Genomic DNA, 14,615 nt, shown 5'->3' with positions numbered 1-14,615 from the left:
TGAAGTTCGTGGCGGTGCATGGAGAGGCATTGCCGGAACTTTGGGAGGAAGCCTTATGAACAACCCGACGGGCCGAAGGGCGACCATTATCGACGTTGCCAAACGCGCAGGCGTTTCGAAGAGCACCGTCGCGCGTGTTCTCGGCGGCTCCGCCAATATTTCCGAGGAAGCGCGCGATCGCGTGCTGAAGGCTGTCGCCGCCACGGGCTATGAGCCCAATCAGCTTGCTGTCGGTATGCGCTCCGGCCGAAGCGGCCTGCTCGGCATCGTCATTCCTGATATCACCAACCCGTTCTGGGCCGAGGTTGCCCGTGGCGCACAGGATCGTGCGGCGAAGGATGACATTTCGCTTCTGATTTTCTCGTCCGATTGGGATGCGCACAAGGAGGCGACCCACCTGCGTGCGCTTCGCCGGGCCCGTGTCGACGGCGCGATCATCAATCCGGTTGCCGACAATTTCGACGACCTCGACCGTTTCGGCATGCCCTTCGTTTTCATCGGTTCCAGCGCCGAGCGTTTCCCCGATACGTTGAGCGTCGGTTCCGATATTGCGCAGGCGGTTCGGCTCGGCATGGACATTCTCGTCGAGCGCGGACACCCGGCGCCGGCGCTGATGCTCGGGCCGCGGTCGCGTCTCGCGCGCGCCCGGTTCTTGCGCGCCGTCCATGAGCACTGCATCGCCCGCGATGTCGATCCCGAAGTCCTGCTCGTCGAAGAGTCCGATTACACCGTCGAGGGCGGCCGCAGTGCGATGGCCCGGTTGCTTACGAGGCAATGGAGGGGCAGTCGCGCCGTGTTCGTGGCGAACGACCTCATGGCGCTTGGGGCCATGATGGCCGTTCGTGAAGCTGGGTTGAGATGCCCGGAGGATATCTCGATCCTGGGCTTCGACGGCATCCCGGCAGGGGCCTTTTCCTGGCCGGGGCTTACGACCATCGAAAAACCCGGCCGGCAGATCGGCGTTCGCGCGGTCGAATGTCTGCTCGACCAGATCGCCGGCCGTCACCAGCGCGAACGGATATATCTGCCGTGCCGGCTGGTGGAACGCGGCTCGCTTGCCGATGTTTCGGAGGCGGCCACCGTGCGCGTGGCGGCAGGGAGGTAGGGAATGGCGGTCAGCAACGAGTTTGTGGCGAACGCAACTTTGTCAGAAAATGGGAACGTTCCCAGAGTTCGACGCCAAAGCTTCTCGAAAAGCGTGCGGCAATGGTGGCCCTATTACCTAATGATGGCGCCAGGGCTGATCTTCTTCGTGATCTTTCACTATTTTCCGATCTGGGAAGCCAAGATCGCCTTCGAGCAGCTGCGCATCATCCCGCCGAACATCTGGGTCGGCGTCAAGCATTTCCAGACGCTGTTCTCGTCGCCGATCTTCTGGCAGGTGCTGGCGAACACGCTGATCATCTCGACGATGAAGATCGTCTTCTTCTTCCCGGTCCCGATCATCGTCGCGCTCCTGCTCAACGAAATCCGGGGAGGGGCATTCCGCAAATTCATCCAGTCGGCGATCTATCTGCCCCACTTCCTTTCCTGGGTGGTCATCGCCGGCGTCTTCATCGCGGTGCTTTCGCCGAGCGACGGCGCAGTCAACGATGTGCTTGGTTTCTTCGGCGTGCAGCCGGTGTCCTTCATGACCGACAACGGCTCGATCCGCTGGGTGCTGGTTTTCTCGGAGATCTGGCGCTCCGCCGGCTGGGACAGCCTGCTTTATCTCGCCGCCATCATCGCCATCGACCAGGAACTCTATGACGCGGCCGAGATAGATGGCGCGAACCGCTGGCAGAAGATCCGCTATGTCACCATCCCCGGCATCGTGCCGACGATCGCGACGCTCTTCATCCTGAACGCCGGCATGTTCCTGAATGCCGACCTCAATCAGGTGATCAACTTCTCCAACGACGTCGTGCGCAGCAAGATCGATATTATCGACACCTATGTCTACCGCATCGGCCTGCAGACCGGCGAATACTCGCTGGCAACGGCTGCCGGCCTGTTCAAGGCTGTGCTCGGCATGCTGATGATCGTCGCCGCGCACCTTCTCTCCAAACGTCTTACCGGCAAGGGGGTATGGTGATGGCCGCCCACAACGTCCGCAGAACACCGCTCGAGCGGCTCGAATATGCGATCATCGTCTCGACGCTGCTCTTCCTCGTCGTGCTGACGGTCCAGCCGCTCCTCAACCTGCTCGCAATATCGTTCTCCGACCCGGGCAAGGTCGCGGGCATGAGCGGCCTGACGGTCATCCCCAACGGGTTTTCGACCGAGGTCTGGAACCTGCTGGTCAACAATTCCGCCGTTCAGCGTGGTCTCTTCAACTCGATCTTCATTACGCTGGTCAGCACCGCTCTTGGCGTGGTTCTCACGGCGCTGATGGCCTGGGCGCTTTCGCGTCCCGGTCTGCCCGGCCGACGCATCATCTTCGTCTTCGTACTGGTCACCATCGTCTTCGAACCCGGCATCATCCCGGACTATTTCATCAACAAGCGCCTCGGCCTGCTCGACAGCTATTGGTCGCTGATCCTCTTCAAGGTCGTCAACGCCTGGTACCTGATCATCCTGGTGCGCTTCTTCGAGGAAGTGCCGAAGGAACTGATCGAGGCTTCCGAACTCGATGGGGCCAATCCTTTCCAGATCTTCTGGTACGTGGCGCTGCCGCTCGCCAAATCGGCGCTCGCAACCATCGCGCTCTTCTATTTCGTCTTCCACTGGAACGAGTTTTTCCGGGCGATGATCTACCTCAACGACCAGTCGAAATGGCCGCTGCAGGTCGTGCTGCGCCAGTTCGTGGTCGAGGGCGACAAACTCGCCATGGTCGGTGTGGTCGATAGCAACAACTACACGGGCGCGAGCCAGATCAATATTCGAGCGCTGAAGGCCGGCATGATCCTGCTCACCATCGCGCCGATCCTCGCGATCTATCCGCTGATCCTGAAGTTCTTCACCAAGGGCACCATGAGCGGTGCGCTGAAGGGCTGACGATGCAGAACCGAAACATGAAAGCCAAAGCATATTGGGAGGAACAAACATGCTTGGAAAACTGATCCTGGGCGCAACGACCGCCGTGGCGCTGATGGCGAGCGTGGCGATGCCTGCTTTCGCCGACCCGGTGACGATCCGTGTCGTCTCGAAAGACCTGGTGACCAGCAATCCTGACGATGTGAAGCTGATGAAGGCCTATGAGGAGGCGCTGAAGGCCAAGGGAACCGACATCCACATTCAGATCATCGACCTACCGTCTTCGGGCTATGCCGACAAGCTCAGCGCCATGCTGCTCTCCGGCGACATCCCGGATCTCATCTATTTCCAGGGCGGCGACGCCAAGATGGCCGAACAGGGTGTTCTCGAAGACTGGAACAACTGGCTGCCAAAGACGACCTATCTCAAGGAAGCGCTCTTCCCGCACAATGTCGAGCGGCTGAAGAACTATCCCTATCTGCTCTATGTCTACCCGCCGCGCATGCCACAGCCGGTCATCCGCACGGATTGGCTCGAGAAATCGGGCGTTGCGGCGCCCAAGACGACCGACGACTACGTCGCCCTCTTCAAGGCGATCAAGGATGGTGACCTCGACGGCAACGGCAAGGCCGACACCTACGGCGTCACCACCGCCGACAACACCCAGGAGCTCGACGCGATCTTCAACCAGGCCTTCGGCGTGACCGGCACCTGGATGAAGAACGAGGCCGGCGAATGGATCCACGCGCGCGTTTCGGCAGCGGAAAAGGCGAAGATCGCCTTCTATGCCTTGCTTCGGGAGCAGGGGCTCTATGATCCGGAGTTCATCACCACCAAGTGGGACGTGAAGGAAGACAAGTTCTATTCCGGCCGCGCCGGCGTGATCTTCGGTTCCTCCGCAGAGGTTATCGACATCTATGGCGGCAAGATGCGCCAGGCTCATCCCGACGTGACGCTGAGCCTGCTTTCGCCGCCCACGGGGCCGGCCGGCCAGGGCCTGATGGCGCTCGACGTCTCCAAGGAATCCCGCGGCCTCGCGATCGCGACAACCTCGGAACACAAGGAAGAGGTGGTCAAGCTGCTCGATTTCATCGCCAGCCCCGAGGGCCAGGCGATCGAACGGCTCGGCTTCGAGGGCGAGCAGTACACCAAGGACGGCGAGACCATCAAGCCGACCGACAAGCTCGCCACCTGGTATGCCCGCTTCCTCGTGGCCGCAAACTGGCAGCCGCCGGTGCAATGGCTGAGCGAGGCCGCGCAGCAATCGCTGAAGACGATCTCAGCCGACTTCAAGCCGGACAACGCCTTCGTCTGGCCTGCCGAATACGCCACCGACATCGATGCCACGGAAAATGTCTACCGGGCCTGGGTGTACAAGTTCGTCTCCGGCGAAGCCAAGATGGACCAGTGGGACCAGTTCGTTTCCGAATGGAACGCTGCCGGCGGCGAGAAAATGACCGAATATGCAAGGACGGTTCTCAATGACAAATGATGCTGCTGGGCTCTCCTTCAAGGGACGAGTTCGGGCGCTTCTCTTTGGCGTCGCCTACGGCGACGCCATCGGGGCGCCGGTCGAAAAACTCTCCGCCGCGGAAATTCGCGAGCGCTATGGCCGGGTGACGTCACTCGATACCGAGTGGCACCGCATGAAGCAGAGCGAAGCAGCCCGCAACGGCCGCGTGCGCGGTGGCGGCATCGTCACCGACGATACGCTGATGACACTCTGCGTCATGTCGATCTACAACGACGTCAAGCGTCACCTCGATGCCTGGGACATGGCCTCCGGCATGGTGCGCGAGATCGCCTGGACGCCGCGCTGGGTGCCGGAATTGCAGCGCGAAACGATGCTGATCGAGCGCCTGTTCTATCCGGAAAAGTGGATCTTCCAGCGCCACCAGCTCTCCGGCTGCGACCCGCGTCAGGGCGGCGTCGGCAACATGGTGAATTGCGGCGCAGCCATGTACATCGCGCCTGTCGGCGTCGCCAATGCCTGCGATCCGAAGGCAGCCTATGACGAGGCGATCGCCTTTGCCTGCGGCCATCAGCAGAGTTTCGGCCTCGAGGCCGCCGGCGTGCTTGCCGCAGCCGTTGCGGCCGCCTTCGTGCCGGGGACCACGCTCGACACCGTCATCGACGAAGCGCTTGCCGTTGCCAAGGACGGTACGCACGATGCGATCGCCGATATTGTGGGTGCCGCACGCTCGTTGATGGGCGAGGACCATCAGACGGTCGTCACCGAGTTTCACCGCATCATCGCCCGCTATTCGCCGATGGGCGACAACGTCCAGCACACGCCGCAGAAGGCGGGCCTTGCCACGGACGCCTACCAGCCGTCGCGCCTCCACGCGATCGAGGAGTTGCCGCTGGCGCTCGGCTTCGCCGTCGTCAATGACGGGGACTTCTACAGGACGATCGTCGACGGCATCAATTCAGGCCGCGACACGGATTCGATCGGCGTCATGGCCGGGGCGATCCTCGGCGCCATGCATGGCGAAAGCATCATTGACCGGGCGATGGCCTCCCAGCTCGACCGCGTCAACAAGCTCGATCTCTTCCGATCCGCCGATGCTTTCGCCGAAACGGTGACCGTCATCCAGATGGCGGACCGCAAGCGAGAAACGGCGCGCATGCAGGCGCGCGCGGGGCTCTTTGCCGCCCTCGAACTCACCCAGGTTTTCAGTCTCTAGACCTTGAAAGTATCCGATGCTCAGCACCACAGAAATCTTCGAGCGTATCTATTCCGGCTTCATCGGCAAGGCGATCGGCGTCCGTCTTGGCGCGCCCGTCGAACCGACGATCTGGAGCTACGAACGCATCCGGGACACCTATGGCGAGGTGACGGAATATCTGCGCGATTTCAAGAATTTCGCGGCGGATGACGACACCAACGGTCCGGTCTATTTCATCCGGGCGCTGCGCGATTACGGTCTCGGTGCGACCGCCGAGGAGGTCGGCAAGACCTGGCTGAACTATGCGGCCGAGGAACACGGCATGTATTGGTGGGGCGGCTTCGGCAATTCGACCGAGCATACCGCCTATCAGAACCTTCGCGCCGGCATCCCGGCGCCGCAATCCGGCTCGATCGCCCAGAACGGCACCACAGTTGCCGAACAGATCGGCGGCCAGATCTTCATCGACAGTTGGGGCTGGGTGCATCCGGCCGATCCCAAGAAGGCGGCCGAAGCGTCGGCGCGCGCGGCAAGCGTCGCGCATGACGGCGAGGGGCTGAACGGTGCGCGCTTCTGCGCGGCGGCGATCGCCCAGGCCTTTGTTGCCAAGAATGTCGAGGAGGTCATTGAGACGGGGCTTGCAACCATCCCGGCCGACTCCCTCTACGCCAAGGTCTCTCGCGCGGTGCTCCATTTCCACGATGGAAACCGGAACGACTGGCGCGCCTGCCGCGACATGCTGGCCGCGGAATGGGGTTACGACCGCTATCCGGGCGTCTGCCACATCATTCCAAATGCCGGCGTGCTCGTCATGGCGCTGATTTATGGCCAGGGCGACCTGCCACGTACGGTCGAAATCGCGACGATGGCTGGCTGGGACACGGACTGCAACGCTGGCAATGCCGGTGCGATCGTCGGCACCTTGCAGCAGGTGCAGCCGGGCTGGGATAAATACCGCAAGCCGATCAACGATTTCGTCGTCGCTTCGGGCGTTACCGGAACGATCAACGTCGTCGACCTTCCCTCCTTCGCCCGCGAGCTGACCGTGCTGGCGCTCCGGCTTGAGGGGCGGGAAGCACCGGCGCTCTGGGTCGAGGACTTCGAGCGTCGCGGCGTGCGCTTCGATTTCGATGCTCCCGGCGCGACCCATGGCTTCCGCACCGAGCCGTTCAACCAGATTGCCGTCAAGGCATCGGCGGAACGTCACACCGAGAATGCCAAGGGATCGCTGGAAATTCTCCTCGACCGGCTGGAGCGCGGGCAGGGCGGTCGCGTCTTCTGGAAGCCCTTCTACCGCCGCTCCGATTTCGACGACGAGCGCTACCGCCCGATGTTCACGCCGCTTGCCGATGACGGCCAGCGGGTGAAGTTCAAACTCTGGCTCGACCCGTGGAACGGCGACGGCAACCTGCGCGTGGCGTCCTACGTTCGTCGCGCCATGAGCGGTACCATTCAGGAAACGAGCGCCTGGCACGTACCCTCGGCGAGCGGCTGGCAGGACTACGAGTTCACCATCCCCGATGGCAATGGCGAGGCGATCGACGAGATCGGCATTCTGGTCGAATATTTCGGCCGCCTGAAGTTCCTCGGCCGATTGTTCCTTGCGGACTTCTCCGTGTCCGGCAAGGGCCGCGTCGTGATCGACCCGGCAAAGGAGGCGCAGGAATGGGGCGGCATCACCCGGTTTACCTGGAACCGCGGCCACTGGAGCCTGCAGCAGGGCCGCATCCATGCCCATACGGCCACCGATGCGGATGCCTGGACCGGTAACGCGTATCTGCGCGACGTCAGCGTCACTGCAGAGCTTCAGCCGCTCTCCGGCGCTTCGCATCTGGTGATGGCGCGTGCTCAAGGGACCAGCCGCTTCTATGCGGCGGGCTTCGAGAATGGCGAGGCCGTGATTCTGCTGGAAAACCACGGCACCACGATCCTTGCCCGTAAGCCCTTCCGGATCGAACACGGCCGAAGCTACGCGGTCGACCTCACGGTCGAAGGCGGCAAGCTGACGCTTTCCGTTGATGGCGAGCGGGTGCTTCAGGCGGACGATACGACGCTCCGCTACGGCATGGCAGGCCTGCGCATGGCGTCGGCCGGACGCATGTCGATCGGCCGGCTCGAGGTTGCCGATCGCTGATTGCGCGTAGAGGAAAAGAAGGGAGGAAACATGTCCGAGATAGAGTTCAGAAGCGTCGGCAAGAGCTACGGCAGCGTCGCCGTGCTCAACAACATCTCGCTGGAAATGGCCGATGGCGAATTCGTCGTGCTCGTCGGCCCTTCCGGCTGCGGCAAGTCCACATTGTTGCGCATGATCGCCGGGCTGGAGGATATTTCAGCGGGCGAAATCACCATCGGCGGCAAGGTCGTCAACGACATGCCGGCGAAGGAGCGCGACATCGCCATGGTCTTCCAGTCCTACGCGCTCTATCCACACATGAAGGTCGCGGAGAACATGAGCTTCGCGCTGAAGCTTGCCGGCGCGCCGAAGGCTGAGATCCAGAAGCGCGTCACGGAGGCAGCCGAAATCCTCGGCCTGGAAAAGTTGCTCGACCGCCTGCCGCGAGAACTCTCTGGCGGCCAGCGCCAGCGTGTCGCCATGGGGCGCGCGATCGTGCGCGACCCGCGCGCCTTCCTCTTCGACGAGCCGCTGTCGAATCTCGACGCCAAGCTGCGCGTGAAGATGCGCAGCGAGATCAAGAAGCTGCACCAGCGATTGCGCCGGACGATGGTCTATGTCACGCATGACCAGACAGAGGCCATGACCATGGCCGACAAGATCGTGGTCATGAACGGCGGGAAGATCGAGCAGGCGGGCGCGCCGCTCGAACTCTACAACGATCCCGCCAATCTCTTCGTTGCCGGCTTCATAGGTTCACCGGAGATCAACCTCATCGAGGCGATCGCAGACGGCGAGACGGCATCGACCCGCGACGGCGTTTCGCTGCCCCTCGGAGGGAAGGTGCAACCCGGCACGCGTATCGTTTGCGGTATTCGCCCGCAGCACATCACGCTTGGAACGATGGGCGTGCCGGGCCGCATCAGCCTGGTCGAGCCGACCGGGGAGGATCAGGAGATCGTCGTCGATATGGGCGGCCAGGATATCTCGGTGGTCGTCCACGGCGGTCGGCCACTTTCGGCGGGCCAGGACGTGAGGCTCACGATCGATGCCGACAAGGTGCTGCTCTTCGACAAGGAAACCGGGGAGCGAATTCGATGAGCGGATTTGCCAAGCGCCAGTTCGATCCAACTGCCAAGGGACCGCTTGCCGGCACCCGGGTCCTTGATCTCTCACGTCTCGTCGCCGGCAACATGTTGTCGCTGCAGCTTGCCGATGCCGGCGCAGACGTGATCAAGATAGAGCCGCCGGCCGGCGATCCGCTTCGGGACTGGAAGGACGACGGCCACTCGCTCTACTGGAAGACCTATAGTCGCAACAAGCGCTCCGTCGTGTTAAATCTCAGGCAGGAGGCGGCCAAGGCGGCGCTCTGGGCGCTGATCGATACGGCCGACGTCTTCATCGAGAATTTTCGGCCGGGAACGCTGGAGCGCATGGGGCTTTCGCCGGAAGCGCTGCACGCGCGCAATCCCAACCTGATCATCGTGCGCATCTCAGGGTTCGGCCAGACCGGCCCCTATGCCCAATTTCCCGGCTTCGGCACGATCGTCGAAGGCATGAGCGGCTTTGCCTACCGAACGGGCTTTTCGGACCGTGAACCGGTGCTGCCGCCGCTGGCGCTCGCCGATATGATCGCGGGTGTCTATGGCAGTTCGGCTACCGTGACGGCGCTGCTTGCGCGCGATCGCGGTTACGCGAAAGGACAGGTGATCGACCTGTCGCTGCTCGAGCCGATGTTTTCCGTGCTCGGACCGGAAGCCGCGATCTACCAGACGACCGGCAAGATCAAGGAGCGTGTGGGCAGCGCTTCCAACACGGCCGCGCCGCGCAACGTCTACAGATGTCGTGACGGCAAATACGTGGCGCTTTCCGGTTCCACGCCGCAGGTCGCAAGGCGAATTTTCGAGATCATCGGTCGCGCCGACATGAACGAGGATCCGCGCTTTGCCACCAATTCAGAGCGCGTCAAGAATCGTGACCTAGTCGACGAAGCGGTTGGCGGCTGGTTCGCCCGGCACGACCACGACGAAGCGCTGAAGATCATGCGCGACGCCGGCGCGACGGTCGGACCGATCTATAACATCGCCGATGCCATCGCCGACCCGCATTTCGCCGAACGCGAAATTATCGTCGACGTGGAGGATGCGGAGTTCGGCAGCCTGCCGATGCACAACATCGTGCCGCGGCTTTCAAAAACGCCGGGTGTGTGGCGCAGACCTGCGCCAGCGCTTGGAGAGCACACGGCTGAAGTCCTGACCGAGGTCGGGTTGGATATGGAAGCCATCAACCTCATTTTGGAGGGCGATGCACCATGAGGCTGCGGTCCCTTCTCTATGTCCCCGCCTCGTCCGAGCGCTTTATCGCCAAGGCGCACGAGCGAGGCGCCGATGCAATCATCCTCGATCTCGAGGATTCCGTTGCCTACGGTGAAAAGCAAGCGGCACGCGCCGGACTTGTGCAAGCAGTCCCCATGGCGGGCCGAAGTGGCGCAAAGGTCTTCGTGCGCGTCAATGCCGAGCCGGAGATGCAGCAGGCGGATGCGGAGGCTGCTTGCCGCGCCGGGGCCTTCGGTCTCTTCATCGCAAAGGCAAACTCGCCGGAGCAGTTGCGCAGCCTTGCCGAACGCCTGGCAGTGACGGAGCGAGAACTCGGGCGTGAACCGCTCTGCTTCGTCGCGCTGTTGGAAGACGCCAGCGCCGTGCTGGACGCAAGGCCGATTGCGGCCTGTCAGCGCGTGTTGGGCCTCGTAGCCGGCGGGGAAGATATCGCCACCAGCATAGGGGCCGAACCGGTTCCTGAGGTGTTACGTCTGCCCAAGTTGCTCGTGCATCTCGCCGCCAAGGCGGAGGGCAAGTTGTCGTTCGGAACTCTGGCGACCGTTGCAGACTATCAGCAGCGCGATGCCCTTGTGGCCGCTGCCCGAGAAGCAAGCCGCCATGGCTTCGATGGCGCGACCTGTGTTCATCCCTCGGTAGTGCCGATCATGAATACCGCATTCTCGCCCAGCGAAGAAAAAATCGCCTGGGCGCGCTCCGTGCTGGACGCTGCGACAGGTGCCGCGGCGGAAGGCAGAGGCGCCTTTTTGGTCGGCGACAGGATGGTGGACGCGCCGATCATCGAGCGTGCCCGCCGCATCTTACAGAAGATCGATTAGCCGAAATCTCTGAGGCGCGCCCGTCGACTGTCGCCCCAAAGTTCCGCCGATGCGGTGCTACCGGCGAACCCGGGAATGGGGCATCAAGGTGGATGCCACAATGCCACAGGAAAAGACAGGCCGCCGGCCTGGCTGCATTCGACGCGGGAAGCGGCAAGGCACCCTGGCCGGCAGTATTCGCGAAATCACATGGCATCCTTGCCCTTCATGGCATTCTCCATGTGCGTCTTGCATTTCGCCGTATCTTTCGCCGCCATCGCTTCCTTGGCCATGGCCAGTTCCTTGGTCGCCGCCTCCTTCTTGGTTGCGTCCGTGATGGAGTTCACGTCCGTTTCCAGTTTTGTCATGCCCGCCTCATCGCACGTCATATCGGCCTGGGCCATGGCGCCGCCGGTGAAAGAGACGGCCATGATGGCCGCAATCAGAAGTCTATTGGACATTGCATCGTCTCCTGGTTTCAGTGGCATTTCGCGCTCCAAACCCGCAGACGGAAGCTACGTTCCATTGAGGAACAATTGTCGCCGGTGCTTTTTGATTTCAGGACCCTCACGGAACCAAACCAGCCTCCCAGCGTTATGCGCTCGCAAGGGGAGGCACAGAATGAAACACACGGATGTTCGAACAGTCGACAATTCCCAGGCCAAACATATCTGGGATGTAGCGGATTATTGCCGGCGCACCGGTATCCACAAGGCCGAGGAGCGGCGTTTGATCAAGGTGCTCGGCAGATACGCAACCAGCCACGAACTTCAGATGAATATCGTGCGCGCCCATACGCGCATCCGCTGAACACCCGACATCGAGGTATTACGGTCCATCGCGACGGGACCGACCCATTCGCGCGGCAGGCGGCGCGTTTTGACTTCAGTCGCCCTTTTCGCGTTTCTTAGCGTCAAAGAGGTTTAGTCGACGAACTCGACGATCACGCCAGGTTCAATCATCGCCGCCAGTTCCTCCGCATCCCAATTGGTCAAACGAACGCAGCCGTGTGATCCGACCTTGTCAATCAGTGATGGTTCCGGCGTGCCGTGGATTCCGTAGGTGGGCTTCGAGAGGTCGATCCAGACGCTACCGGCCGGGCTGTTCGGACCGCCAGGCAAGGTCAACACCTCTCTGTTGTCGCCCTGCTGGAAGTTGATCTTGGGATTGTAGATATAGGGCGGCATTCGCGCCACTCCTTTTACTTTATGGGTCCCCGAAGGGGACGGCGTCTCCTGGCTCCCGATCGTGGCTGGGTAGGCGGCGATCAGCGTTCCGTCGGCGCCGAAGGCCATCAGTTGGCCGGTGCGTCGGTGCGCTTCGATGCGTTTGACCATCCCCTGCCTTGGCGCGCCAGGGATCACAACGGAAACGGTCTCGCCGACGGAGAACGTCGAAGTCGCATTGAGCGCCTTGAGAAGATCGATATCCATGTGAAAGCGCTCGGCCAGCCTCTCCTCGACGCTTGTGTATCCGAGATGATCCATTTTCGCCTGTTCGGAATAGTCGTTGGGTATCTTGGCGACCAGCCCTTTGGAGTCGTCCTCGGATACGACATAGGGGTGCACCACCAGCGTCTGCTTTGAAAGCCGTTCGAGGAGGTCGGGATCCAATCTGCCCTCTGCGGGCAGATCCTGCATGGTCTGGAAGGCAGCGACCGCTTTGGCAACGTTCTCGCCGCCGTAGCCATCGATCACCCCGGGCGATGCGCCCGCGCGGTCGAGAAGAACTTGAAGCCGAACGATAGCCGGGTCCGGCCTGTCCGAGATGGCGGCTATCCGCTTCAATAAACTGGGCGTGATCGACGCGCTGTTGATCAAATCTGGCTGAAGCGTCTGGGCCGTGGCCAAACCGGCGGGCAAGAGCAACAACAGCACAGTGGACAGTGTCACGGTCTTCATGACCGCGAAATCGTCTGCGCGCTTGATTTGTTCCCGCCTCGCATCGGCGTGTTGCGACGACGGCGGGCTCAGACCCCGGAGAGCCGACGCGGCATTGATCGAGGCAACAGTCATCTTACGCACCGACCTGGTGGCCAGGGCGCGGACCGCTTTGCCCTCGTCTGGGATGATCCCTGCCGGCTAGGCGCACCTATCCATCAACGCAGACTAGTTGAGCACCCGCATCGGAGAGCCGCGTCGCGGAAAGGACGTCGCGTCCGAACGCGAGCGTTCCAGCAACATGGCGTTTTCAAACAAGGTACCCTCGTCGCTAATGCCGCCGCGAAGCTGATCTGTCAGGTAGCGAACCAGGCGCCCGGCACGCAGACTGTTCGGCGGGATGTTCTGCCACAGGCAGACCCGGTCGAATGTCCGCTGGAGCATTTCAAGCTCGGCTGCATTCCATTGGCCATTGAGATCATTGACTGCCCACTGCATTGAAACCTCCCTGGCGGCCGCGATTCCGACCCATCCTCCAGTTGACGCTCTCAGTCTCGCGCGGAGTGTCGCTGAATTGGCTTCGACCCGCGGCCTTCCTGATCGAGACCGGCACTCGCCGCTCGATCTCCCATGCAGTCATTCGCGGCCGTCAGCTCTGGGTCGACGACCGGCCGGACAATCTATACCTCTTCATGGAATTAAGCCAGTGACGACGGGTGGACGTGTTCGGTAGGGCCTGGCAGCCATACCAATCAGCGACCTTGCGCGGGGCGCGGGCCTTGGTCGATCCCGTAAAGCTCCCGAATTCGGCCTTCGAGCTTTTCGCGGTCGCCGGTGATCCGGTCGGGATCGTCGTTGGGACGGCTCTCCACTACGTTTTGACGTCGCCGACTGTGCCTACGCCTCGACCAGGATCACGATTGACTCCGGCACCACGCCATCAAAGGCCATGGCATCGGCCGCGGCTTGGCTTTGCATGGCTTTCGACAGGGCGTCCAGATCAGGGACGTCCATGAGAATTGCCACTTGGGTCTGGTCCCGGGGATCGACGAAGGTTCGAATGCTCGTCACCCCCAGCGGGCCGAAGAACTCTTTACGCTTCGGCGATTTCAGCCAATGTTCCGCACTTTTCGTGATCTTGTGGTGGGCGATGATGGTCGGCATTGCATCCTCCCTGTGGTGGCACGGGCGTTGGTTTCGTCGCAACTTTCCCTGTGCATCCGCGTTGCCTTACGGGAGGCCTCGTCGGCCAGACTGTCAATTAGCCCGTCGGAAGTAGAGTGCCAGGAGGATGAGGTTCATGCCGAAATTCGTCACGATTGGATATGGAGACCGTGCAGGCTACGACCGCACGGCGGCGGCGGTCCGCGACGCGGCGCACGTGCATGATGCGGAACTTCGCGCAAGAGGGGTATTGATGGGGATCGCCGGAGCGCCTGTCCAGGTGCGCAACGCCAATGCTGCACATCTCGAGAAGCGAGACGGTCCGTTCATGTCGTCGTCGCTTCCTGTGGCCGGCTTTGCGGTGATCGAGGCGGCTGACTTGGCAGAAGCGGTCGAAATCGTATCGCTCACGCCCTGTGCCGTTGCACATGGCGTGGTCGAGGTCTGGCCATTGGAGATTCCTTGAGCCCGACGGCCAAGTGTCGTTCTTCAGGAAGCCTGGGCAACCAATGTTGGCTCCTGCATCTCGATAGGGCTGCTTTCGCTTTTCGCCGCCGCGGCTACAGCCTGTCGCTCTCCGTCCCTGAAGAGTTTCCATTTGGTCGGGCGGAAGGCGATGCGGCTGTGGTCGCCGGCGGCGGCGCGTTCGGGCGAGAGTTCGATCTCGACCGGCGGGTGATTGCGGCCGAGGTCGAGTTCGA

The 14,615-nt window shown here is 62.0% G+C and carries 15 protein-coding genes and 1 pseudogene; 11 read left to right on the top strand and 5 right to left on the bottom strand.

The annotated features are described in order from the left end of the window. The first annotated feature begins 55 nt into the window (after window positions 1-55). The 9 genes from AC0C6X_RS05280 (at window position 56) to AC0C6X_RS05240 (ending at window position 10,891) form a co-directional block, all read left to right on the top strand. On the top strand, window positions 56-1,105 hold the full coding sequence (locus tag AC0C6X_RS05280) for a LacI family DNA-binding transcriptional regulator (RefSeq protein ID WP_472952122.1): 1,050 nt from the start codon (window positions 56-58) through the stop codon (window positions 1,103-1,105). A gap of 93 nt (window positions 1,106-1,198) precedes the next feature. After that, window positions 1,199-2,074, top strand: coding sequence for an ABC transporter permease (locus AC0C6X_RS05275; protein ID WP_312033052.1), 876 nt, complete (start codon window positions 1,199-1,201; stop codon window positions 2,072-2,074). Beyond that, a complete protein-coding gene (locus AC0C6X_RS05270) occupies window positions 2,074-2,976 on the top strand; it encodes a carbohydrate ABC transporter permease (protein ID WP_173518418.1) in 903 nt (300 codons plus the stop codon). Before AC0C6X_RS05275 ends, AC0C6X_RS05270 begins: the two co-directional genes overlap by 1 nt. 49 nt (window positions 2,977-3,025) lie before the next feature. Then, window positions 3,026-4,447, top strand: a complete 1,422-nt coding sequence (locus AC0C6X_RS05265) for an extracellular solute-binding protein (protein ID WP_247960999.1) — start codon at window positions 3,026-3,028, stop codon at window positions 4,445-4,447. Continuing rightward, complete coding sequence (locus AC0C6X_RS05260) at window positions 4,437-5,642, top strand: ADP-ribosylglycohydrolase family protein (RefSeq protein WP_173518416.1); 1,206 nt, start codon at window positions 4,437-4,439, stop codon at window positions 5,640-5,642. The genes AC0C6X_RS05265 and AC0C6X_RS05260 overlap by 11 nt, the downstream gene beginning before the upstream one ends. Before the next feature lie 16 nt (window positions 5,643-5,658). After that, a complete protein-coding gene (locus AC0C6X_RS05255) occupies window positions 5,659-7,758 on the top strand; it encodes an ADP-ribosylglycohydrolase family protein (RefSeq protein ID WP_472952119.1) in 2,100 nt (699 codons plus the stop codon). Between the two features lie 30 nt (window positions 7,759-7,788). After that, the gene (locus tag AC0C6X_RS05250; RefSeq protein WP_247961002.1) at window positions 7,789-8,838 is read left to right on the top strand and encodes an ABC transporter ATP-binding protein; all 1,050 of its coding nucleotides are present in this window, start codon (window positions 7,789-7,791) and stop codon (window positions 8,836-8,838) included. Beyond that, window positions 8,835-10,052: a CaiB/BaiF CoA transferase family protein gene (locus AC0C6X_RS05245; protein ID WP_247961003.1), complete on the top strand. Its 1,218-nt coding sequence runs from the start codon at window positions 8,835-8,837 to the stop codon at window positions 10,050-10,052. The genes AC0C6X_RS05250 and AC0C6X_RS05245 overlap by 4 nt, the downstream gene beginning before the upstream one ends. Further along, window positions 10,049-10,891 carry an HpcH/HpaI aldolase/citrate lyase family protein gene (locus AC0C6X_RS05240; protein ID WP_247961004.1) on the top strand — a complete coding sequence of 281 codons (843 nt, stop codon included), beginning with the start codon at window positions 10,049-10,051 and terminating at the stop codon, window positions 10,889-10,891. The genes AC0C6X_RS05245 and AC0C6X_RS05240 overlap by 4 nt, the downstream gene beginning before the upstream one ends. A 185-nt stretch (window positions 10,892-11,076) precedes the next feature. Here AC0C6X_RS05240 and AC0C6X_RS05235 read toward each other — a convergent pair whose 3' ends face one another. Then, window positions 11,077-11,331 (bottom strand): hypothetical protein, encoded by a 255-nt coding sequence (locus tag AC0C6X_RS05235; protein ID WP_247961005.1) that lies wholly within the window; start codon window positions 11,329-11,331, stop codon window positions 11,077-11,079. Between the two features lie 160 nt (window positions 11,332-11,491). On the opposite strand from AC0C6X_RS05235, the gene AC0C6X_RS05230 reads away from it, so the two are divergent. After that, entirely contained in the window at window positions 11,492-11,680 is a 189-nt protein-coding gene (locus AC0C6X_RS05230) for a hypothetical protein (RefSeq protein WP_334198366.1), read from the top strand. A 113-nt stretch (window positions 11,681-11,793) separates the two neighbouring features. Here AC0C6X_RS05230 and AC0C6X_RS05225 read toward each other — a convergent pair whose 3' ends face one another. The 3 genes from AC0C6X_RS05225 to AC0C6X_RS05215 all read right to left on the bottom strand — a co-directional run bounded on the left by AC0C6X_RS05225 (window position 11,794) and on the right by AC0C6X_RS05215 (window position 13,914). Beyond that, the gene (locus tag AC0C6X_RS05225; RefSeq protein WP_247961009.1) at window positions 11,794-12,771 is read right to left on the bottom strand and encodes a L,D-transpeptidase family protein; all 978 of its coding nucleotides are present in this window, start codon (window positions 12,769-12,771) and stop codon (window positions 11,794-11,796) included. Window positions 12,772-12,978: 207 nt separating this feature from the next. Next, complete coding sequence (locus tag AC0C6X_RS05220) at window positions 12,979-13,248, bottom strand: hypothetical protein (protein ID WP_247961006.1); 270 nt, start codon at window positions 13,246-13,248, stop codon at window positions 12,979-12,981. Window positions 13,249-13,647: 399 nt separating this feature from the next. Further along, window positions 13,648-13,914, bottom strand: a complete 267-nt coding sequence (locus tag AC0C6X_RS05215) for a hypothetical protein (protein ID WP_173518407.1) — start codon at window positions 13,912-13,914, stop codon at window positions 13,648-13,650. Window positions 13,915-14,050: 136 nt separating this feature from the next. On the opposite strand from AC0C6X_RS05215, the gene AC0C6X_RS05210 reads away from it, so the two are divergent. Further along, on the top strand, window positions 14,051-14,380 hold the full coding sequence (locus AC0C6X_RS05210) for a YciI family protein (protein ID WP_472952117.1): 330 nt from the start codon (window positions 14,051-14,053) through the stop codon (window positions 14,378-14,380). Between the two features lie 23 nt (window positions 14,381-14,403). Here AC0C6X_RS05210 and AC0C6X_RS05205 read toward each other — a convergent pair. Further along, window positions 14,404-14,615 (bottom strand): annotated as a pseudogene (locus tag AC0C6X_RS05205) (hypothetical protein); the annotation flags it as partial.

This window comes from Ensifer sp. VA4, from assembly GCF_055710065.1.
This window is presented reverse-complemented; position numbering and strand designations above follow the sequence as displayed.